Genomic DNA, 21111 nt, shown 5'->3' on the forward strand with positions numbered 1-21111 from the left:
GGCCCGTACCCTTGTCCCGTGAGCAGCCCCCTCCCCGACGCCCTCCTCGGCCCGGCCGACATCCGTGAACTCGCGGCAGCGCTCGGTGTACGCCCCACCAAGCAGCGCGGCCAGAACTTCGTGATCGACGCCAACACGGTCCGCCGTATCGTCCGCACCGCCGAGGTCCGCCCGGACGACGTCGTCGTCGAGGTCGGCCCGGGACTCGGGTCCCTCACCCTCGCGCTCCTCGAGGCCGCCGACCGAGTGACCGCGGTGGAGATCGACGACGTCCTGGCGGGCGCGCTGCCCGCGACGGTCACGGCGCGCATGCCGGCGCGCGCGGACCGGTTCGCGCTGGTCCACTCCGACGCGATGCACGTCACCGAACTGCCCGGGCCCCCGCCCACCGCGCTCGTCGCGAATCTCCCCTACAACGTCGCCGTCCCCGTCCTCCTCCACATGCTCGACACCTTCCCGAGCATCGAGCGGACGCTGGTGATGGTGCAGGCCGAAGTCGCCGACCGGCTCGCCGCCCCGCCCGGTTCGAAGGTCTACGGCGTGCCGTCCGTCAAGGCCAACTGGTACGCCGACGTGAAGCGCGCCGGATCCATCGGGCGCACCGTCTTCTGGCCCGCCCCGAACGTCGACAGCGGGCTCGTCTCCCTCGTCCGGCGCGCGGAGCCGCTGAAGACGACGGCGTCGAAGCGCGAGGTCTTCGCGGTCGTCGACGCGGCGTTCGCACAGCGGCGCAAGACCCTGCGGGCGGCGCTCGCCGGCTGGGCCGGGTCCGCGGCGGCCGCCGAGACGGCCCTCGTCGCCGCCGGGGTCTCGCCGCAGGCACGCGGGGAGTCGCTGACGGTGGAGGAGTTCGCGCGGATCGCCGAGGCCGCGTCCCCGCGGGGGACCGAGCACCAGACGCCCGCCGCGCGGCGGGCCGCGTCCCCGACAGAGGAGTCCGGTAAGTGAGCGTCACGGTACGCGTCCCAGCCAAGGTCAACGTCCAGCTCGCGGTGGGCGCCGCCCGCCCCGACGGCTTCCACGACCTCGCCAACGTCTTCCTCGCCGTCGGCCTGTACGACGAGGTCACGGTCACGCCCGCCGACGAGCTGAGCGTCACCTGCGAGGGCACGGACGCCGATCAGGTACCGCTGGACCGCACCAACCTCGCCGCGCGCGCCGCGCTCGCGCTCGCCGCGCGCCGGGGCATCGACCCGGCCGTGCACATCCACATCGCCAAGGACATCCCGGTCGCCGGCGGCATGGCCGGGGGGAGCGCGGACGGGGCGGGCGCGCTGCTCGCCTGCAACGAGCTCTGGCGCACGGGCGCCTCGCGCGCCGAACTCCTCGCCATCTGCGCCGATCTGGGCAGCGACGTGCCCTTCAGCCTGGTCGGCGGCGCCGCCCTCGGTACCGGGCGCGGCGAACGGCTCACCGCCCTGGAGGTCGGCGGCACCTTCCACTGGGTGTTCGCGATGGCCGGGCGCGGGCTGTCCACCCCGGCCGTCTTCCGCGAGTTCGACCGGCTCGCCGAGGGCCTCGACATCCCCGAGCCCGTCGCCTCCCGCGAGCTCCTGGACGCGCTCGCCAAGGGCGACCCCGACGCGCTAGCCGCCGCCGTCTCCAACGACCTCCAGCCCGCCGCGCTCTCGCTCTTCCCGGAGCTCGCGGAGACGCTCGACGCGGGGCGCACGGCCGGTGCCCTCACGGCGCTGGTCTCCGGCTCCGGGCCCACGACGGCGTTCCTCGTCCGCGACACCGCGTCGGCGGAGAAGGTGTCCGAGACGCTCCTCGCCTCCGGTACCTGCCGCACGGTGCGCACGGCGACGGCGCCCGCGCCGGGCGCGCGAGTGATCACCACGGCGCACGACATCGGCGCGCCCGCCGGGGCGTGACATCAGCGCGCACGCCGGCCCGTGACGTACGTCGTCAACGCCTCCCTGACCCTGCTGATTCAAGGTGGTGGCCCGCTTCAGGGGCCTGGACCCGCAGGTGAATGCGGCTCGCGGCGGGACGGCCTCCCCGCGCGCATTACGCTGGGAGGCTGACCGTCCCCCTGCGCAGGAGTGAAATGGCCGTCAACCTGGTCAATGTCGAGAACGTCAGCAAGGTCTACGGCACCCGTGCCCTGCTGGACGGCGTCTCGCTCGGCGTGTCGGAGGGCGACCGCATCGGCGTGGTGGGCCGCAACGGCGACGGCAAGACCACCCTCATCCGGATGCTCGCCAAGCTGGAGGAGGCCGACACCGGGCGCGTCACGCACTCCGGCGGACTGCGCATCGGCGTCCTCACCCAGCACGACTCCCTCGACCCGGCGGCCACCGTCCGGCACGAGGTCATCGGCGACATGGCCGACCACGAGTGGGCGGGCAACGCGAAGGTCAGGGACGTCCTCACCGGCCTCTTCGGCGGCCTGGACCTGCCGGGGTTCCCCAAGGGCCTGGACACCGTCATCGGTCCGCTGTCCGGCGGTGAGCGGCGCCGTATCGCGCTGGCCAAGCTGCTCATCGAGGAGCAGGACCTGCTCGTCCTCGACGAGCCCACCAACCACCTCGACGTCGAGGGCATCGCCTGGCTGGCCAAGCACCTGCGGGAGCGCCGCTCGGCACTGGTGTGCGTCACCCACGACCGCTGGTTCCTCGACCAGGTCTGCACCCGCATGTGGGACGTGCAGCGCGGCGCCGTCTTCGAGTACGAGGGCGGCTACTCCGACTACGTCTTCGCCCGCGCGGAACGCGAGCGGATCGCGGCCACCGAGGAGACCAAGCGGCAGAACCTGGTCCGCAAGGAGCTCGCCTGGCTGCGCCGGGGCGCTCCCGCCCGTACCTCCAAGCCCCGCTTCCGGGTCGAGGCCGCCAACGAGCTGATCGCCGACGTGCCGCCGCCGCGCGACACCTCCGAGCTGATGAAGTTCGCCTCCTCGCGGCTTGGCAAGACCGTGTTCGACCTGGAGGACGTGACCGTCCAGGCCGGTCCCAAGGTGCTGCTCAAGCACGTCACCTGGCAGCTCGGGCCCGGCGACCGCATCGGCCTGGTCGGTGTCAACGGCGCCGGCAAGACCTCGCTGCTGCGTGCCATGGCCGAGGCCGCGCGCACCGAGGGCGAGGAGCAGCCGGCGGCCGGCCGGATCGCCGTCGGCAGGACCGTCAAGCTCGCCTACCTCTCCCAGGAGGTCGCCGAACTCGACCCGAACCTGCGGGTCCTGGAGGCCGTCCAGCGGGTCCGCGAGCGCGTCGACCTCGGCAAGGGGCGCGAGATGACCGCCGGGCAGCTGTGCGAGACGTTCGGCTTCAACAAGGAGAAGCAGTGGACGCCGGTCGGTGACCTCTCCGGCGGTGAGCGCCGCCGCCTCCAGCTTCTCCGGCTGCTCATGGACGAGCCGAACGTCCTCTTCCTCGACGAGCCCACCAACGACCTCGACATCGAGACCCTCACCCAGCTGGAGGACGTCCTCGACGGCTGGCCCGGCTCGATGATCGTCATCTCCCACGACCGGTTCTTCGTGGAGCGCACCACGGACCGCGTCTTCGCCCTCCTCGGCGACGCCACCCTGCGGATGCTGCCGCGCGGCATCGACGAGTACCTGGAGCGGCGTCAGCGCATGGAGGAGGTCGCCGCCGCCACCGCCGTGGCCCCCAAGGCCCCCACGGCCGAGCGGAGCGCCGCCGACCAGCGTGCCGCCAAGAAGGAACTCCAGAAGATCGAGCGTCAGCTGGACCGCGTCTCCGAGAAGGAGACCAAGCTGCACGACCAGATCGCCGCGGACGCCACGGACTTCGCCAAGGTCGCCGAACTCGACACCCAGCTGCGCGACTTGGCCGGGGAGCGCGAGGAACTGGAGATGCGCTGGCTGGAGCTGGCGGAGGACGCGTAGCACGGCGTGCGCGCGGTGCTGGGCGGCGCGCAACTCGGCGTGCGCGCCCTGCTGGAGGGCGTGTAGTCCGGCGTGTGCGCCGTGCCGGTCGGCGCGCGACCCGCATCGGCGCGCCCGCCCCTCACCCACCGGCGTGAATCGGCCGCGCACGCGCGCCACCGCACGGCGCGCACAACCCCCTTGCGTGCGCCCCGTGAAGGGAGCGTGAAGGCGCGTAACGGAGGCATCACGGGGCGGTTCTTCCTTGGGAACAGGGGTTGCTGAGGGTCCGTGGCCTGTCGGTCCCGAGTGGTAGAAAGGTCCGTCTGAGAGCAGTCTGAGAACGGCCTGAGACCCGTCGGGAGCCTCGGGGCGTGGCTAAAAATCAGTAACGGGGGAAGGGCGCTGATGACTCAGCCACCCAGTCAGCCGCCGCAGCAGGGCGGATTCGGAGCACCGCAGGACCAGCCGCCGCCGGGCGGTGGTTTCGGCGCCCCGCAACAGCCGCCCGCACAGGGCGGTTTCGGCGCGCCCCAGGGCACGCCCCAGGGCGCGCCCCCGCCTCCTGCCCAGCCGCCCCAGCCGGGTTACGGCCATCCGCAGCAGCCGGGACCGTACGCGCAGCCCGGCCCTTACGGCCAGGCCCAGCCGCCCGGCCCCTACGGCGGGCCCCAGCAACCGGGGCCGTACGGGCAGCCGCCCCAGCCGGGTTACGGCTATCCGCCGCAGTACCCGGGCGGACCCGGCGTCGCTCCGCCGCCCGGTGGCGGGGGCCGCGGGCCGTTCAGGGGGAAGCCCGGGCTGATCGTCGCGGCGGCCGTGGCGGGGCTGCTGGTCGTCGGCGGCACCGTGTACGCCGTGACCGGTGGCGGGGACGACGGCAAGAAGCCGGTCGCCCAGCAGTCCGACGACCCCAAGGCCTCCGGCACCGACACCCCGGCCGACCCGGGGGACGGCAGCGGCGACGGCGGCACGGACCCGGAGAACCTCAACGAGGGCCGCAAGTCCGGCGAGGCCAAGGTGCTCTGGTACAAGCCGGCACCCGACGCCCCGGCGTCCGGCGCCGACGCACCCGGCATGTGGATCACCGGGAAGACGGCGGTGAAGGCGGCGTACAAGCAGGTCTTCGCCTACGAAGTGGGCAGTGGGGACCCGGCCTGGGACCCGATCACGTTCCCGCAGAAGATCTGCGCGGTGACCCCGGACCAGTCGGCCGACGGCAAGGTCGTCGTGGCGTACATGAACGGCACCAGCGACCGGGCCAAGTGCAACCGGTTGCAGGAGATCGATCTCGACACGGGCCACAAGGGGTGGACCGCGACCGTCGCCGACGGCGGCCTGTTCGACACCGCGATCAGCATCGAGCTGACGATCAGCGGAAAGACAGTGATGGTGGGCCGTTCCCAGTCGGGCACGGCGTACGACCTCGGCAGCGGCGACAAGCTGTACGACAAGAAGAAGTACGGCGCGTCCTGCTTCCCGACGGCGTTCGCGGGCGGCACGAACCGGCTGGTCGAGGTGGCCTCCTGCGGGGTCGGCGGCAGTAACGAGCACGACGAGATCTCGGAGCTGGAGCCGGCCACCGGCGCGGTCAGGTGGACCCGGCCGCTCAAGAAGGGCTGGACGGTCCAGCGGACCTACTCCGTCGACCCGCTCGTGGTCTACATGACCAACGAGGAGAAGAAGGCCTGGAACATCTCGACCCTGGACGCCAAGGGCACGTTCCGGTCCGAGGTGAAGGTCGACGAGAAGTTCGCCCCCGAGTGCGGCTGGGCGGTCCTCGCCCGTGACCTCCAGGGCTGCCAGGGCGTCGCCGCCGACGCGAACACCCTCTATCTGCCGACGGACACGAACAGCGGCGCCAACGAGATCGTCGCGATCAGCCTCGTCGACGGCAAGGCGAAGTGGCGCACGAAGTCCCCGACGGACGAGTCGATGTACCCGGTCAAGGTCGAGGGCGGCAAACTCGTCGCGTATGTACGGCCGTCGTACGACTCGGGCGGCCAGGTCGTGTCGATCCCGACCGCCGGCTCCGCCCACACCACCACCAAGCTGCTGCAGAACCCGCAGCACACCGCCGACATCGAGGACGGCTTCTACGACGGCGCGGTCGACTGGATCGACGGGCGCTTCTACCTCTCGTCCACGCGGCTGTCCGGCAGCGACGACGCGAAGGAGAAGCTGATGATGGCCTTCGGCAACTGAGCGGCCCCGCCTCACTCCGCCCGGCCCCGCCCAGCAGCCCGCGCCGGCCGCCGGCCCCTCACCTGCCGACCGCCGACCGTCTGCCGCCCCGGCCGCCAGCGCCGGCCCACGCGCCGTCCCCAGTCGGCCCACGCGCCGTCCCGAGCCGTCTCCCGCGCCGTCCCCAGAGGTACCCCGTCATGACCCAGCCGCCTCCGCCACCGCCCGACCAGCCCGCGCAGCAGCCCGGTTTCGGCGCCCCCGCCGGCCCGCCGCAGCCACCCGTACCCCCGGCCCCCCAGCCCGGCTACGGCTACCCCGCCCAGCCCCCGGCCGCGAACCCGTACACCCAGCAGCCCCCCACCCCCACCCCCGCCAACCCCTACGCCCAGCAACCCGGTTACGGCTACCCGGGCGGCCGGCCGAGCAGCCCCACCCCCACCCCCACCTCCGCCCCCACCCCCGGCAGGAACAACGCCACGCTGTTCATCGTCGTCGCCGCGGTCGTCGTGATCGCGCTGATCGTCGGCGGTGGCATCTGGTACTCCAAGTCCTCCGACGCCGACGGCAAGAAGGACGACACCGCCGGCTCCAGCACCGGCGGCGCGGGCGACACCGGCGGCAAGGGAGGAGGCAAGGGCAGCGAGAAGGTGCCCGCGGACCCGGCCTCCAGGGTCCTCTTCCAGGTCCCGCTGCCCACGGCGAACGACACCACGGTCACCGCCGGTTCCTGGCTCACCGACAAGGTGTACGCGAAGACCGGCGTCGCCCGGATCGTCGGCTACGAGCCCGACTCGGGCGCCAGGCTGTGGACCGTCCCGCTGCCCGGCCCGGTCTGCTACGCCACCGGGCACGTCAGTACGGACGGCAGGACGGCCGTCGTCTTCCAGCCGAAAATGCCCCCCAAGGGCTCCACGGCCGGCTGCACCCAGGTCGCCGCGATCGATCTGAACGCCGGTAAAAGGCTGTGGACGAAGACGATCAAGTCCGGTGACGTACCGATCAACTTCAATAACGTGACGGTCGCCCAGCAGACGGTCGCGGTCGGCGGCACCAGTGGCGGTGCCGCCTTCGACCTCGCCTCCGGCACGGTCCGCTGGCAGCCGAAGCCGACCGACACCTGCTACGACGCCGGTTACGGCGGCGGCGCCGAACTGGTCGCGGTCCGCAGGTGCGGCAGCGGCTCCACCGCCCAGCTGCACATCCAGACCATCGACCCGGTCTCCGGCAAGGTGGACTCCGAGTACGAGATGACCTCGGGCATCGCCTACGCCAGCGTCGTGTCGACCGACCCCCTGGTCGTGGCCGCCGACGTCAACGACAGCGCGGGCGACGGCAGCGGCTTCTCGGACGTCTTCTCCATCGACAACAAAACCGGGCAGCTGCGCACCCGTATCTCCACGCCGGGCGGCTCGTACGCGGCCCGCTGCGACGGCATCTACCAGCTGGAGAAGTGCCAGGGAGTGGTGGTCGGCAACGACCGGCTGTACCTGGCGACCGAGGCGCACGACGGCGGCGGGGGCCTGGCGAAGACCAACGAGATCGTCGCCTTCGACCTGGCCACCGGCAAGCAGACCGGCCAGCGCGCCGACGCCGGCGACAACTACACGATCACACCGCTGCGCATGGACGGTCCGAATGTGATCGCGTACAAGGATCCGCCGTACGGCAAGGGCGGTCAGATCGTCAGTATCGACGGCGGTTCGTTCAGCGAGACGAAGCTGCTGGAGAACCCGGCGACCGCGGCGGTCAGGGCCGTGGAGACCGCCATGTCCCCGGCGTACGGGGAGGTCCTCTACTCTCAGGGGCACCTGTACCTGTCCGCGGTGTACGCCCACGCCGCCGGTTCGTCGGTGTCGGCCAAGGAATACCTGGTCACCGCGTTCGGTGCGGGTGGCTGACGGTTCGTCAAGCGGAAGCACGCGTATCACCCGGTCCGTGATTCCGGTCCCGTCCCTGGTCAGGGGCAGGGCCGGGCGCGTACCGCATCACACCCGCTCTTCACCTGCGAATACGAGAAAAGCCAGAGATTCCTCCGATCCGGGGCACTTCTCATCAGTAGGGGCAGCGCAACGTCGAACAAGCGTGTAGCTTCCGGGGGCATGAAGGACGAGGTGCCGGGGGGCCCTCTGTCCACGCGGACCAGTGGGCATCCATAGTGGGGCATCCATTGGGGGGACTGGGGGGTTGCTCTATGGGAGTGCGGCTCATGGTGGTCGACGACCACCGGTTGCTCGCCGAGGCGCTGGCCTCGGCGCTGAAACTGCGCGGCCACCGGGTGCTCGCGGCGGCGGCGCCGGCGGCGGGTGCGGCGGAGCTGGTGATCACGCGCGCGCCCGAGGTGTGCCTGCTGGGCACGGCGGCACCGGCCGAGCCGGGGATCTTCGACCCGGTGGTGAAGATCAAGCGGGAGCGGCCGCAGGTCGCCGTCCTCGTGCTGGGCCCGGTGCCGTCCCCGCGGGGCATCGCTGCGGCCTTCGCGGCGGGCGCCTCCGGGTACGTCCGGCACGACGAGCGGATAGAGGGCGTCGAGCGGGCGATCATGAAGGCGCGGGCCGGGGAGGCCGCCGTCGCCCCTGCGCTGCTCCAGGGCGCGTTCGGCGAACTGCTCAACCCCGCCGCCCAGCCCGACGACGAGGGTCAGCGCCTTCTCCAGATGCTCACCCCCAGGGAGGTCGAGGTCCTGGTCCGGGTGGCCGACGGCGAGGACACCCGCCTGATCGCCGCGGGCATGGGCATCGCCCCGAGCACGGCCCGCACCCATGTCCAGAGGGTGCTGATGAAGCTGGGGGTGGGGTCGAGGCTGGAGGCGGCGGCCCTGGCGGCACGGACAGGGCTCCTGGACCGGGCAGGCCCGCTCAACAATTCGGCAGGGCCGGACATGTAGCCGACGGGACCGCGATCAGTCGTCGGCCTCCGTCGCCGGAGGCACCGGTGGCGGAGTGGGCCGGAGCCACAGCCACACCAGGAAGAACACGCCCAGCAGCAGCATCCCGATCCCGGTCCACAGGTTGATGTTGATCCCCTGTGCCTTGTCGATCTCGGCCTGCGAGTCGGTGATCCCGGTGATCGTGACGATGATCCCGTACAGCACGAACAGGCCGCCGATGATCCGGCGCAGGTCGAAGATGCGCGCGGCGGTCGTGGACCTGCTCTCCAGCTCGGTGACCTCCCGCTGGACGTCCTGCTCGGAGTAGTGGAATCCGGAGTGCCCGGAGTCGTCGGTCATGGTCTCTCCATTCTCCCGCGGCCGGGGTCAGAACGAGAACGGGATGTAGCACAGGGCGGCGAGGACGACCGCACCCCAGCCCAGCAGCGCCGGCCGCCGGTACCAGGCGTCGTCGCCCGCGGCGGGCGCCTCGGTCATGCCGGGGGAGCGCGTGCCGTAGACCAGGCCGGCCAGTTCCGCCTCCGGCTTGGGCGCGGTGAACAGGGAGACGATCACCATCACCACCGCGCCGGCGACGAAGCCGGCGATCGCGGAGACGAAGTTGGCGCCCTGGTCCGTGGGGATGGAGATGATGTCCTTCTTGTAGAGGACGAAGTAGTTGACCATCGCGGTCACCGTCCCCGCGAGCAGCCCCCAGAAGCCGGACTTCGCCGAGGCACGCTTCCAGAACATGCCGACGATGAAGACGACGAACATCGGCACGTTGAAGAAGGAGAACAGCGTCTGGAGGTAGCTCATGATGTTCGAGAACGACGACGCCAGGAACGCCGTACCGACGGACGCGGCCACGCCGATCGCGGTGATGAGGCGGCCGAAGCGCACGTAGTAGCCGTCCTCGCGGCCCCGCACCACGTACTTCGCCCAGATGTCCGTCGTGAACACGGTGTTGAAGGACGACACGTTGGCGGCCATGCCGGCCATGAAGGCCGCGAGCAGACCGGTGACCGCGATGCCGAGGACGCCGTTGGGCAGCAGCTGGGACATCAGGTACGGGATCGCGTCGTTGTACTGGAGACCGGAACCGGACGTGCCGATGTCCGGCACCAGCGCGGCGGCGACCAGGCCCGGGATCATCACCAGGAAGACGATGAAGATCTTCGGGTACGCGGCGATCAGCGGGGTGCGCTGGGCGGCGGAGAGGTTCTTCGCCGACAGGGCGCGCTGGACCTCGGCGAAGTTGGTCGTCCAGTAGCCGAAGGAGAGGACGAAGCCGAGGCCGAGGACGATGGTCAGCCAGTTCGCGCCGAGCGGGTTGACGCTGCCGATGCCGGTGCCGCCCCAGGCGGTGGTGAAGTTGTGGCCGTGGGTGGCGTCGAGCTTGTCGACCAGGCCGTCCCAGCCGCCGGCCTTCTTCAGGCCGAGCACGGACAGCGGGATGAGGGCGGCCAGGATCACGAAGAACTGGAGCACCTCGTTGTAGATGGCCGAGGAGAGGCCGCCGAGGGTGATGTACGCCAGCACGAACGCGCCGGCCACCACGATCGCCACCCACTGCGGCCAGCCCAGCAGTGCCTCCACGACGATCGCGAGGGCGTACAGGTTGACGCCCGCGATGAGGATGGCGGCGAAGGCGAACAGGATCGAACTCAGCAGGTGTGCGGCTCTGTCGAAGCGCAGCAGCAGCATCTCGGGGACCGAGCGGACCTTGCTCCCGTAGTAGAAGGGCATCATCACCAGGCCGAGGAAGACCATGGCCGGAATCGCGCCGATCCAGTACCAGTGCACGGTGTACGCGCCGTACTGCGCGCTGTTGGCGGCCATGCCGAGGATCTCGGTGGCGGCCAGGTTCGCCGAGATGAACGCGAGCCCGGTGATCCACGCGGGCAGCGAGCGCCCGGAGAGGAAGAAGTCGAGGCTGGTCTTCACCGAGCGGCGGGCCGCGAAGCCGATGCCCAGGACGACCACGAAGTAGATCGCGAGGATCGCGTAGTCGAGGCCGTTGGTGGGGAGCCGTAGCTCCTCCGCGAGGTATGTGGGGGATACGGGGGCATTGGTGGGGTTCTGCACCCAGTAATTCAACACTTTCGTTGTCTCACCTTGATTGATTGCGATGTTGACTCACCTGGTGAGTTGTGTTTTGGTGTGTTCGGTTCTGTTTGGTGGTTGGCTGACTCGAACAACGCTCGATTTTCGGGAGTCCGCAGTGAAGAAGACCTCGACCCGGCTGGCCGACGGTCGCGAGCTCATCTACTACGACCTGCGGGACGACACCGTGCGGGACGCGGTGGACCGTCGGCCGCTGGAGCGGACGCACACCACCTCCGAGATCCGCCGTGACCCGCTGCTCGGCGACCAGGTCGCCATCGCCTCGCACCGGCAGGGCCGCACCTACCACCCGCCGGCCGACCAGTGCCCGCTGTGCCCGACCAAGGGCGACCGGCTGAGCGAGATCCCGGACTCGTCGTACGACGTGGTGGTCTTCGAGAACCGTTTCCCCTCGCTGGCCGGCGACTCCGGGCGCTGCGAGGTGGTCTGCTTCACCTCGGACCACGACGCGTCCTTCGCGAGCCTGACCGGCGAGCAGGCGCGTCTCGTCCTCGACGCGTGGACCGACCGGACCTCGGAGCTGTCGCATCTCCCCTCCGTCCAGCAGGTGTTCTGCTTCGAGAACCGCGGCGAGGAGATCGGCGTGACGCTCGGTCACCCGCACGGCCAGATCTACGCCTATCCCTTCACCACCCCGCGCACCGCCCTGATGCTGCGGTCACTCGCCGCGCACAAGGAGGCGACCGGCGGAGAGAACCTCTTCGACGCCGTGCTGGAGCGTGAACTCGCCGACGAGCGGGTCGTTCTTGAGGGTGAACACTGGGCCGCCTTCGTGCCGTACGCGGCACACTGGCCCTACGAGGTCCACCTGTACCCGAAGCGCCGGGTCCCCGACCTGCTCGGACTGGACGAGGCGGCACGCTCAGAGTTCCCCCAGGTTTATCTGGAACTCTTGAGGCGCTTCGACCGTATCTTCGGTGAGGGTGAACCTCCCACGCCCTACATCGCCGCCTGGCACCAGGCGCCGTTCGGGACGCTGGAGGAGTTCGAGGGGGTCACGCGCGACGACTTCGCGCTCCACCTGGAGCTTTTCACCATCCGCCGAACGTCCGGCAAGCTGAAGTTTCTCGCGGGTTCCGAATCCGGCATGAACGTGTTCATCAACGACGTGCCGCCGGAGCGCGCGGCCGAGCGACTGCGAGAGGTAGCGAGTTGATGAAGTACCTGGTGACGGGCGGAGCGGGTTACGTCGGCAGCGTGGTGGCCCAGCACCTGCTGGAGGCGGGCCACGAGGTCACCGTCCTCGACAACCTGTCCACGGGCTTCCGGGAGGCCGTCCCGGCGGGCGCCGCCTTCGTCGAGGGCGACATCCGCGACGCCGCGAAGTGGCTCGACGCCTCCTACGACGCGGTGCTGCACTTCGCCGCGTTCTCCAAGGTCGGCGAGTCGGTCGAGCAGCCCGAGAAGTACTGGGACAACAACGTCGGCGGCACCATGGCGCTGCTCGCCGCGATGCGCGAGGCCGGCGTCCGCAAGCTCGTCTTCTCCTCCACGGCGGCCACCTACGGCGAGCCGGAGCAGGTCCCGATCGTCGAGACCGCCCCGACGAAGCCGACCAGCCCGTACGGTGCCACCAAGCTCGCCGTCGACCACATGATCACCGGCGAGGCCGCCGCCCACGGCCTGGGCGCGGTCTCCCTGCGCTACTTCAACGTGGCCGGCGCCTACGGCATCCAGGGCGAGCGCCACGACCCCGAGTCGCACCTGATCCCGCTGGTCCTCCAGGTCGCCCAGGGCCGCCGCGAGGCCGTCTCGGTCTTCGGCGACGACTACCCGACGTCCGACGGCACCTGCGTCCGCGACTACATCCACGTCGCGGACCTGGCCGACGCCCACCTGCTGGCCCTGACGGCCGCACGGCCCGGCGAGCACCTGATCTGCAACCTCGGCAACGGCGAGGGCTTCTCGGTCCGCGAGGTCATCGAGACCGTCCGCCAGGTCACCGGCCACCCGATCCCCGAGGTCGTGGCCCCGCGCCGGGGCGGCGACCCGGCCGTCCTGGTCGCCTCGGCGGCCACCGCCCGCGAGAAGCTGGGCTGGAACCCGACCCGCGCGGACCTCGCGGGCATCGTCGCGGACGCCTGGGAGTTCGCGCAGCACGTATCGAGGGAGCAGTAGTGGGGGCACAGCAGGTCCGGGACGGTTTCACGGAGCTCTACGGAACCGAGCCCGAAGGGGTCTGGTCGGCGCCGGGCCGGGTCAACCTGATCGGTGAGCACACCGACTACAACGACGGCTTCGTGATGCCGTTCGCGCTGCCGCACGTGACGACGGCCGCGGTCTCGCGCCGCACCGACGGCGTGCTGCGCCTGCACTCCTCGGACATCGAGGGCGGGGTCGTCGAACTCTCCCTCGACGCCCTGGAACCCGGCACCGACCAGGAATGGACGGCGTACCCGGCGGGCGTGGTCTGGGCGCTGCGCGAGGCCGGCCACCCGGTCACCGGCGCCGACGTGCACCTGTCCTCCACGGTCCCCACGGGCGCCGGCCTGTCCTCCTCCGCGGCCCTGGAGGTGGTGATCGCCCTCGCCCTCGACGACCTGCACCAACTGGGCCTGGCCCGCTGGCAGCTGGCCCGCCTGTGCCAGCGCGCGGAGAACATCTACGTCGGGGCGCCGACCGGCATCATGGACCAGACGGCGTCCGCCTGCTGCGAGCACGGCCACGCCCTGTTCCTGGACACCCGCGACCTCTCGCAGAAGCAGATCCCCTTCGACCTCGCGGCCGAGGGCATGCGGCTGCTGGTCGTCGACACCCAGGTCAAGCACGCCCACAGCGGCGGCGAGTACGGCAAGCGCCGGGCCGGCTGCGAGAAGGGCGCGGCCCTGCTGGGCGTGGACGCGCTGCGGGACGTCGCCTACGACGACCTCGACGCGGCGCTCGACCGGCTGGGCGACGAGGAGGAGGTACGGCGCCTGGTCCGGCACGTCGTCACCGAGGACCACCGCGTCGAACGCGTCGTCGCCCTGCTGGAGGCCGGCGACACCCGTGCCATCGGCCCGGTCCTCACCGAGGGCCACGCCTCGCTGCGCGACGACTTCCGGATCTCCTGCCCGGAGCTGGACCTGGTCGTCGACACCGCCCTCGCCACCGGCGCCCTGGGCGCCCGGATGACCGGCGGCGGCTTCGGCGGCTCGGCGATCGTCCTCGCGGAGGCGTCCGACGTCGACACGATCACCAAGGCGGTCGAAGAGGCCTTCGCGGCGGCCGGGTTCAAGGCGCCCCGGACGTTCGAGGCGGTGCCGTCGGCGGGCGCCCGCCGGGAGAGCTGAGGATCAGCCCAGCCGCTTGGTGAGGGTGTACTCCGTGATCCCCGGCGGATAGTCGGGGACCACGCACACCACCTCGTAGCCCTGCTTCCGGTAGAAGTCCGGCGCCTGGAAGTCCCAGGTCTCCAGGCGGGCGGCGGCGCAGGCGCGGTCCTGGTGGGCGATGCGCTCCGCCTCGGACAGCAGCCGGCCGCCCAGCCCCGTGCCGCGATGGCGGGCGTCCACCCACAGATAGGTGACGTGCAGCCAGGTCGCCCAGGTGTGCCCCACCAGACCGCCCGCCAGTTCGCCCGAACCGTCGTCCATCGCCCAGACGTGCAGCGGCACTTGGTGTTCGTCGGGGGTCCCGCGCAGGGCCGCGAGGACCGGGGAGGCCGCGATGTTGGTTTCCCGCAGCCGCGCGTGGAGCAGTTTCCGCCGTTCTTTGTCGACTTCCGTCTCAATACGAAACATGCGGCACACCATAAACGCGTCGGCCGGGCAGTTCTGCAAATTGCCTTCCGCTGCCGCCCCCCTTCCGTACCCTGAGGAGCGGTACCGGTGGGGGCCGGTGCTGATCAGGGGGCGAGACAAGTCGGGTACGACACCCGCGGTGGGGGTAGCAGTTCAGGCACGGCGGCGGCCGTGCGGTTCCGTCCTCCCACGGGTGTCGTGCCCGCGTGACCCGTCGTTCTGAGCATCTTGGGGTATCCCCTGCTCGTGAAGAGCTTGGGGAAGGGGGTTTTGTGGTTCGCATCCGAGTTCTGGTCGTCGACGACCACCGTATCTTCGCCGAGTCGCTCGCCGCGGCTCTGGCGGCCGAGCCCGACGTCGACGTGTCCGCGGCCGGCAGCGGTCCGGCGGCACTGCGCTGCCTGGAGCGCGCGGTCGCCGAGGGCCGCCGCTACGACGTGCTGCTCGTCGATGCCGATCTGGGCGGCCAACTGCCCGGCGGCCGCCCGGCCGTACCGGTGCAGGAGGGCAACGAGGAGGGGCTGGTCGACGGGATATCCCTGGTCACCGGGGTCCGCTCGGCCCACCCCGCCGTCCGTGTCGTCGTGCTCGCCGAGAAGGACGACCCGCGGCGCGCGGCCCTGGCCCTGCAGGCCGGCGCCTGCGGCTGGGTCGCCAAGGACTGCTCGCTGTCCCGGCTGCTGAACGTCATCCGGGGGGTGCTGCGCGACGAGACCCATCTGCCGCCCGCCCTGCTGACCGGGGTCCTGCGGGAGTTGACGGCCGCGCGCAAGCACCGCACCGAGAGCGAACGGCTCGTGGAGTCCCTCACGCCGAGGGAGCGGGAAGTGCTCCGGTGCATGGTGGCGGGCCTGGGGCGCAAGGCGGTCGCCGAGCGCCTGTTCCTGTCCCCGCACACCGTCCGCACCCATATGCAGAACGTGCTCGGCAAACTGGGCGTGCACTCCACGCTGGCCGCCGTCGCGCTCGCGCGCCGGGCCGGAGTGGGGCCGGTCGACCTGGCGCCGGCCGGGCGGATCATGCCGGAGGAGAGCAGCAGCGCCTGACCGGCGCCCCGAAGGGGCGCTGGGGGTACCCCCCGGCCGAAGGCTGGGGGAGGAACTGTGCGACCAGCCGCGACGCCGCCGCAGCCGACCGACGGCCTGCTGCGGCTCTTCCAGCGGAGCGCCTAGCCGGGGATGTTGTCGAACGGGGCGGTCAACTGGCGCAGCAGACCGGCGAGTTCGCCGCGCTGGGCGCGGGAGAGTTCGGCGAGGATCGCCCGTTCCTGGTCGAGGAGTCCGGCCAGGGCCTGGTCCGCGCGGTCCTGGCCCTCCTCGGTCAGCCGCACCAGCACGCCCCGCCGGTCGCTCGGGTCCGGCAGCCGCTCCACCAGGCCCTTCTTGGTCAGCCGGTCGATCCGGTTGGTCATCGTCCCCGACGTCACCAGGGTCTGGGTCAGCAACTGCCCGGGGGAGAGCTGGTACGGCGTCCCCGCGCGCCGGAGCGCCGTCAGCACGTCGAACTCCCAGGGCTCCAGGCTGTGCTCCGCGAAGGCCAGCCGACGCGCCCGGTCCAGGTGCCGGGCCAGTCGGCTCACCCGGCTGAGCACCTCAAGCGGTTCCACGTCGAGGTCCGGGCGCTCCCGGCGCCACGCAGCCACCAGCCGATCGACCTCGTCCTCCATGGCGATCAGTGTAGTGGTTGTGTCGACGTGAAGTCTCTTGATGTCGAGCTTCTTGACATCGAGATATCGAGGCGGGGAAGGTGGAACCCATGACGACTCCCGCCTGGGACCCCGCCCAGTACCTCCGCCACGCCGGCCACCGCGCCCGCCCCTTCGCCGACCTCCTCGCCCGGATCCCCGCACTCCCCGGCGAACCCCCGGCCGTCGCCGATCTCGGCTGCGGCCCCGGCAACATGACCGCCGTGCTCGCCGAACGCTGGCCCACCGCCCGCATCACCGGCTACGACAACTCGCCCGAGATGCTCGACAAGGCACTCGTGGAGTACGCGGGCCCCACGGCCGGCGGCGGCCGCCTGGACTTCTCCCACGCCGACGTCCGTACCTGGGCGCCCGAGCGGCCGTACGACCTGATCGTCAGCAACGCCACGTTCCAGTGGGTCCCCGGGCACGCCGGGCGGTTCGCCGACTGGATCGCCGCCCTCGCCCCCGGCGGCACCTTCGCCTTCCAGGTCCCCGGCAACTTCACCGCCCCCAGCCACCGGCTCATGCGCACCCTCGCCGAGTCCCCCCGCTGGCGGGGCCGCCTCGCCGAGGCCCTCCGCCACGACGACGCCGTCCTCACCCCCGAGGCCTACCTGGAGCGGCTGACCGGGCTCGGCTGCGCCGCCGACGTCTGGGAGACGACGTACATCCATCTGCTGACCGGCGAGGACCCGGTCCTCGACTGGGTGAAGGGCACCGGACTGCGCCCGGTCCTCACCGCCCTCGCCGACGATCCCGGGGCCCGCGACGCCTTCCTCGCCGAGTACCGGGCCGCACTGCGCGAGGCCTACCCGGCCGGCCCGCACGGCACCCCGTTCCCGTTCCGGCGCATCTTCGCCGTCGCCCGCAAGGAGGAGAGCTGATGCTCGCCGCCCTCGACCACGTCCAGCTCGCCGCCCCGCCCGGCTCCGAGGACCGGCTGCGCACGTTCTACGTGGACACCCTCGGCATGACGGAGGTCCCCAAACCGCCCGTGCTCGCGGCGCGCGGCGGCTGCTGGTTCCGGGCCGGCGAGATCCATCTGCACGTGGGGATCGAGCAGGCGTTCCGGCCGGCCAGGCAGGCCCACCCGGGCCTGCTGGTGACGGGCATCGAGACGTACGCGGCCCGGCTCACCGCCCACGGCACGCCCGTCGCCTGGGACGGAGACCTCCCCGGCCACCGCCGCTTCTACTGCGAGGACCCCGTCGGCAACCGTCTGGAGTTCCTGGAACCGGTCCGCTGAGCCGCCGTTTGCCCCGGCCCGGTCACGGTTACCCGGTGGGGCGACAGCCGGCTACGAACCCGTCAGGGGTGATCGACGGTGGCACGAGAGCAGAAGGCCAAGGCCAAGAAGGAACAGCTCAAGGGCAAGGCCATGGAGATCGGCGGGCGCGCGACGGGCGATCGGTCGATGGAGATGGCAGGCCGCGCCGAGAAGGCCAAGGGCGACGCCCGCCAGGCCAAGGAGAAGACCAAGGACATCTTCAAGCACTGAGGAAGACCAAGGACATCTTCAAGCACTGAGGAGGTCTTCCAGGGCCCGGCGGGGCGGTCTCACGCCTTGCGGTGCCCTATCAGCCGCGGCTTCTGCTCCAGGCCGTCCAGGCCGTGCCAGGCCAGATTGACCAGGTGGGCGGCGACCTCCGCCTTCTTCGGACGGCGCACGTCCAGCCACCACTGGCCGGTCAGCGCCACCATGCCCACCAGCGCCTGCGCGTACAGCGGCGCAAGCTTGGGGTCGAAGCCGCGCGACTTGAACTCGCGCCCGAGGATGTCCTCCACCTGGGTGGCGATGTCCGAGATGAGGGACGCGAAGGAACCCGTGGACTGCGGGATGGGGGAGTCCCGGACCAGGATCCGGAACCCGTCCGTGTACTCCTCGATGTAGTCGAGCAGGGCGAACGCGGCCTGCTCGCACAGCTCACGCGGATGCCCGGCGGTGAGGGAGCCGGTCACCATGTCCAGCAACCGGCGCATCTCCCGGTCGACCACCACCGCGTACAGCCCCTCCTTGCCGCCGAAGTGCTCGTACACCACCGGCTTGGAGACCCCGGCCTTCGCCGCGATCTCCTCCACCGAGGTGCCCTCGAATCCCTTCGCGGCGAAGAGGGTGCGACCGATCTCCAGCAGTTGCTGGCGACGCTCCGCACCGGTCATCCGGGTGCGACGTGCCCGCCGCGGCTTTTCGGGACTGGGGGTGCTGGAGTCGGTCGCCACGGCGTCAATCATGCCGCCTCGGCGGTCTCCGCCCCTCGTCGGGAGCCGCCTTCCCCGGTGTCACGGCGCGAATCGATACGTGAGCGTGATGGCCACCGCACGTCGTACGCCCAGCCCAGTTGCTCGCACCAGCGGATGATCCGCGCCGACGAGTCCAGCTGGCCGCGCTCCACCCCGTGCCGGGCCGAGGTCGGGTCGGCGTGGTGCAGGTTGTGCCAGGACTCGCCGCAGGACAGGACCGCCAGCCACCACACGTTGCCCGACCTGTCCCGCGACTTGAACGGCCGCTTCCCCACGGCGTGGCAGATCGAGTTGATCGACCAGGTCACGTGGTGCAGCAGCGCCACCCGGACGAGTGAACCCCAGAAGAACGCGGTGAACGCGCCCCACCAGGACATGGTCACCAGACCGCCGATCAGCGGCGGCAGCGCCAGCGAGAGCACCGTCCAGTAGATGAACTGGCGGGAGATCGCCCGGATCGCCGGGTCCCTGACCAGGTCCGGCGCGTACTTGTCCTGCGGGGTCCGCTCCTCGTCGAACATCCAGGCGATGTGCGCCCACCACAGGCCCTTGAGCAACGCCGGCACGGTCTCCCCGTACCGCCACGGCGAATGCGGGTCGCCCTCCGCGTCGGAGAACTTGTGGTGCTTGCGGTGATCGGCCACCCAGCGCACCAGGGGCCCCTCCACCGCCATCGAGCCCGCGACCGCCAGCGCGATCCTGAGCGGCCGCTTCGCCTTGAAGGAACCGTGGGTGAAATAGCGGTGGTAACCGATCGTCACGCCGTGGCAGCCCAGATAGTAGAAGAACACCAGCAGGCCCAGGTCGAGCCAGCTCACGCCCCCCCACCCCCACGCCAGCGGCACCGCCGCCAGCAGCGCGAGGAACGGCACGACGATGAACAGCAGCAGGGTGAGCTGCTCCAGCGAGCCCTTCCGCTCGCCGCCCAGCGTGGCGGACGAAACCGGAGCGCCGCCCGGCTTGTGGGCGTCTTCGATCACATCGGAACTAGAGGAGGTCATGCGCGTCCCCTGGGGGGTCGAGGGTTGAGACAGGTGCCGATCCGCGGCGACCGGACGGGACGATACGGGTTCTTCCCTACGGTTCCGTAACCTACGGCGACGTAAGTATGGCAGCGGGGCGTCTCACGGCAAGAGCCCCATGGCCTGCGCGTCCTCATGGACACCTATCCTTGGAGTCGGTCGGACAGCGCGGTCCGCTCTGTTTCCTTCCCGGATGTCAGGCCCGTATGCGGACAGGCCCCGCCTGCCGCCCGGGCCGACGGACGGGTCCCCTCCAGACGAGCTTCAACACTGCAAGGAGCCGCACCTGTGAGCAGTGCCGACGACCAGACCACCACGACCAGCAGTGAGCTGCGCGCCGACATCCGCCGGCTGGGTGACCTTCTCGGCGAGACCCTCGTCCGGCAGGAGGGTCCCGAGCTGCTGGACCTCGTCGAGAGGGTCCGCCGTCTCACCCGTGAGGACGGCGAGGCCGCCGCCGAACTGCTGCGTGGCACGGAACTGGAGACCGCCGCCAAGCTGGTCCGCGCCTTCTCCACCTACTTCCACCTCGCCAACGTCACCGAGCAGGTCCACCGCGGCCGCGAGCTGCGGGCCCGCCGTGCCGCCGAGGGCGGTCTCCTCGCCCGCACCGCCGACCGGCTCAAGGACGCCGACGCCGACCACCTGCGCGAGACCGTGCAGAACCTCAACGTCCGTCCGGTGTTCACGGCGCACCCCACCGAGGCCGCGCGCCGCTCGGTCCTGAACAAGCTCCGGCGTATCGCCGCGCTCCTGGACACCCCGGTCATCGAGTCGGACCGCCGCCGCACCGACACCCGCCTCGCCGAGAACATCGACCTGGTCTGGCAGACCGACGAGCTGCGTGTCGTGCGCCCGGAGCCGGCCGACGAGGCCCGCAACGCCATCTACTACCTCGACGAGCTGCACGCCGACGCCGTCGGCGACGTCCTGGAGGACCTCACCGCCGAGCTGGAGCGGGTCGGCGTCAAGCTCCCCGACGACACCCGCCCCCTCACCTTCGGCACCTGGATCGGCGGCGACCGCGACGGCAACCCCAACGTCACCCCCCAGGTCACCTGGGACGTCCTCATCCTCCAGCACGAACACGGCATCAACGACGCCCTGGAGATGATCGACGAACTCCGCGGCTTCCTCTCCAACTCCATCCGCTACACCGGCGCGACCCAGGAACTCCTGGAGTCCCTGCGCGCCGACCTGGAGCTGCTGCCGGAGATCAGCCCCCGCTACAAGCGCCTCAACGCCGAGGAGCCCTACCGCCTCAAGGCCACCTGCATCCGGCAGAAGCTGGTCAACACCAAGCAGCGCCTGGCCACCGACACCCCGCACCAGCCGGGCCGGGACTACCTGGGCACCGCAGAGCTCCTCGCCGACCTGCGGCTGATCCAGGCCTCGCTGCGCGAACACCGCGGCGGCCTGTTCGCCGA

Annotated in this window: 20 protein-coding genes; 14 read left to right on the top strand and 6 right to left on the bottom strand. The window is 71.1% G+C overall.

Annotated elements, in window-relative coordinates; genetic code table 11:
- Positions 1 to 18: 18 nt before the first annotated feature.
- The 6 genes from rsmA to ACFWXC_RS48990 all read left to right on the top strand — a co-directional run bounded on the left by rsmA (position 19) and on the right by ACFWXC_RS48990 (position 8903).
- The gene (rsmA, locus tag ACFWXC_RS48965) at positions 19 to 948 is read left to right on the top strand and encodes a 16S rRNA (adenine(1518)-N(6)/adenine(1519)-N(6))-dimethyltransferase RsmA (protein ID WP_384490067.1); all 930 of its coding nucleotides are present in this window, start codon (positions 19 to 21) and stop codon (positions 946 to 948) included.
- Positions 945 to 1874, top strand: coding sequence for a 4-(cytidine 5'-diphospho)-2-C-methyl-D-erythritol kinase (locus ACFWXC_RS48970; protein WP_384490069.1), 930 nt, complete (start codon positions 945 to 947; stop codon positions 1872 to 1874). The genes rsmA and ACFWXC_RS48970 overlap by 4 nt, the downstream gene beginning before the upstream one ends.
- A 176-nt stretch (positions 1875 to 2050) precedes the next feature.
- Positions 2051 to 3853, top strand: a complete 1803-nt coding sequence (locus ACFWXC_RS48975) for an ABC-F family ATP-binding cassette domain-containing protein (protein ID WP_384490071.1) — start codon at positions 2051 to 2053, stop codon at positions 3851 to 3853.
- A 387-nt stretch (positions 3854 to 4240) separates the two neighbouring features.
- Positions 4241 to 6037 carry a PQQ-binding-like beta-propeller repeat protein gene (locus ACFWXC_RS48980; protein WP_384490073.1) on the top strand — a complete coding sequence of 599 codons (1797 nt, stop codon included), beginning with the start codon at positions 4241 to 4243 and terminating at the stop codon, positions 6035 to 6037.
- A 179-nt stretch (positions 6038 to 6216) separates the two neighbouring features.
- Positions 6217 to 7917: a PQQ-binding-like beta-propeller repeat protein gene (locus tag ACFWXC_RS48985; protein ID WP_384490075.1), complete on the top strand. Its 1701-nt coding sequence runs from the start codon at positions 6217 to 6219 to the stop codon at positions 7915 to 7917.
- A gap of 293 nt (positions 7918 to 8210) precedes the next feature.
- On the top strand, positions 8211 to 8903 hold the full coding sequence (locus ACFWXC_RS48990) for a LuxR C-terminal-related transcriptional regulator (protein WP_384490077.1): 693 nt from the start codon (positions 8211 to 8213) through the stop codon (positions 8901 to 8903).
- A gap of 15 nt (positions 8904 to 8918) precedes the next feature.
- Here the strand turns inward: ACFWXC_RS48990 and ACFWXC_RS48995 are convergent, their stop codons facing one another.
- Both ACFWXC_RS48995 and ACFWXC_RS49000 read right to left on the bottom strand, forming a co-directional pair.
- Positions 8919 to 9245: a hypothetical protein gene (locus tag ACFWXC_RS48995; protein WP_384490079.1), complete on the bottom strand. Its 327-nt coding sequence runs from the start codon at positions 9243 to 9245 to the stop codon at positions 8919 to 8921.
- Positions 9246 to 9272: 27 nt separating this feature from the next.
- A complete protein-coding gene (locus ACFWXC_RS49000; RefSeq protein WP_384490106.1) occupies positions 9273 to 10973 on the bottom strand; it encodes a sodium:solute symporter family protein in 1701 nt (566 codons plus the stop codon).
- A 136-nt stretch (positions 10974 to 11109) separates the two neighbouring features.
- On the opposite strand from ACFWXC_RS49000, the gene galT reads away from it, so the two are divergent.
- Genes galT through galK form a run of 3 tightly spaced genes read left to right on the top strand, consistent with a single transcriptional unit; the run spans position 11110 to position 14284 of the window.
- A complete protein-coding gene (gene galT, locus ACFWXC_RS49005) occupies positions 11110 to 12168 on the top strand; it encodes a galactose-1-phosphate uridylyltransferase (protein ID WP_384490080.1) in 1059 nt (352 codons plus the stop codon).
- A complete protein-coding gene (galE, locus tag ACFWXC_RS49010) occupies positions 12168 to 13130 on the top strand; it encodes a UDP-glucose 4-epimerase GalE (protein ID WP_384490082.1) in 963 nt (320 codons plus the stop codon). The genes galT and galE overlap by 1 nt, the downstream gene beginning before the upstream one ends.
- Positions 13130 to 14284, top strand: coding sequence for a galactokinase (gene galK, locus ACFWXC_RS49015; RefSeq protein WP_384490084.1), 1155 nt, complete (start codon positions 13130 to 13132; stop codon positions 14282 to 14284). The genes galE and galK overlap by 1 nt, the downstream gene beginning before the upstream one ends.
- Before the next feature lie 3 nt (positions 14285 to 14287).
- On the opposite strand, the gene ACFWXC_RS49020 is transcribed toward galK, so the two are convergent.
- A complete protein-coding gene (locus ACFWXC_RS49020; RefSeq protein ID WP_384490086.1) occupies positions 14288 to 14746 on the bottom strand; it encodes a GNAT family N-acetyltransferase in 459 nt (152 codons plus the stop codon).
- A gap of 260 nt (positions 14747 to 15006) precedes the next feature.
- On the opposite strand from ACFWXC_RS49020, the gene ACFWXC_RS49025 reads away from it, so the two are divergent.
- Positions 15007 to 15780: a LuxR C-terminal-related transcriptional regulator gene (locus tag ACFWXC_RS49025; RefSeq protein WP_384490088.1), complete on the top strand. Its 774-nt coding sequence runs from the start codon at positions 15007 to 15009 to the stop codon at positions 15778 to 15780.
- A 122-nt stretch (positions 15781 to 15902) separates the two neighbouring features.
- Here ACFWXC_RS49025 and ACFWXC_RS49030 read toward each other — a convergent pair whose 3' ends face one another.
- Positions 15903 to 16400: a MarR family winged helix-turn-helix transcriptional regulator gene (locus tag ACFWXC_RS49030; RefSeq protein ID WP_384490090.1), complete on the bottom strand. Its 498-nt coding sequence runs from the start codon at positions 16398 to 16400 to the stop codon at positions 15903 to 15905.
- 89 nt (positions 16401 to 16489) lie between these two features.
- Between ACFWXC_RS49030 and ACFWXC_RS49035 the strand changes: the two genes are divergently transcribed.
- The 3 genes from ACFWXC_RS49035 to ACFWXC_RS49045 all read left to right on the top strand — a co-directional run bounded on the left by ACFWXC_RS49035 (position 16490) and on the right by ACFWXC_RS49045 (position 17919).
- The gene (locus ACFWXC_RS49035; RefSeq protein ID WP_384490092.1) at positions 16490 to 17305 is read left to right on the top strand and encodes a trans-aconitate 2-methyltransferase; all 816 of its coding nucleotides are present in this window, start codon (positions 16490 to 16492) and stop codon (positions 17303 to 17305) included.
- Entirely contained in the window at positions 17305 to 17667 is a 363-nt protein-coding gene (locus ACFWXC_RS49040) for a VOC family protein (RefSeq protein WP_384490094.1), read from the top strand. Before ACFWXC_RS49035 ends, ACFWXC_RS49040 begins: the two co-directional genes overlap by 1 nt.
- A gap of 78 nt (positions 17668 to 17745) precedes the next feature.
- Positions 17746 to 17919 carry a CsbD family protein gene (locus tag ACFWXC_RS49045; protein WP_384490096.1) on the top strand — a complete coding sequence of 58 codons (174 nt, stop codon included), beginning with the start codon at positions 17746 to 17748 and terminating at the stop codon, positions 17917 to 17919.
- 59 nt (positions 17920 to 17978) lie between these two features.
- On the opposite strand, the gene ACFWXC_RS49050 is transcribed toward ACFWXC_RS49045, so the two are convergent.
- The gene (locus ACFWXC_RS49050; protein WP_351706674.1) at positions 17979 to 18653 is read right to left on the bottom strand and encodes a TetR/AcrR family transcriptional regulator; all 675 of its coding nucleotides are present in this window, start codon (positions 18651 to 18653) and stop codon (positions 17979 to 17981) included.
- The gene (locus ACFWXC_RS49055) at positions 18650 to 19663 is read right to left on the bottom strand and encodes an acyl-CoA desaturase (RefSeq protein ID WP_384490098.1); all 1014 of its coding nucleotides are present in this window, start codon (positions 19661 to 19663) and stop codon (positions 18650 to 18652) included. The genes ACFWXC_RS49050 and ACFWXC_RS49055 overlap by 4 nt, the downstream gene beginning before the upstream one ends.
- 309 nt (positions 19664 to 19972) lie before the next feature.
- On the opposite strand from ACFWXC_RS49055, the gene ACFWXC_RS49060 reads away from it, so the two are divergent.
- On the top strand, positions 19973 to 21111 hold a 1139-nt coding region (locus ACFWXC_RS49060), incomplete at its 3' end, for a phosphoenolpyruvate carboxylase (protein WP_384490100.1).

The sequence above is a fragment of the Streptomyces sp. NPDC058683 genome, from assembly GCF_042716195.1.
GTDB lineage: Bacteria > Actinomycetota > Actinomycetes > Streptomycetales > Streptomycetaceae > Streptomyces.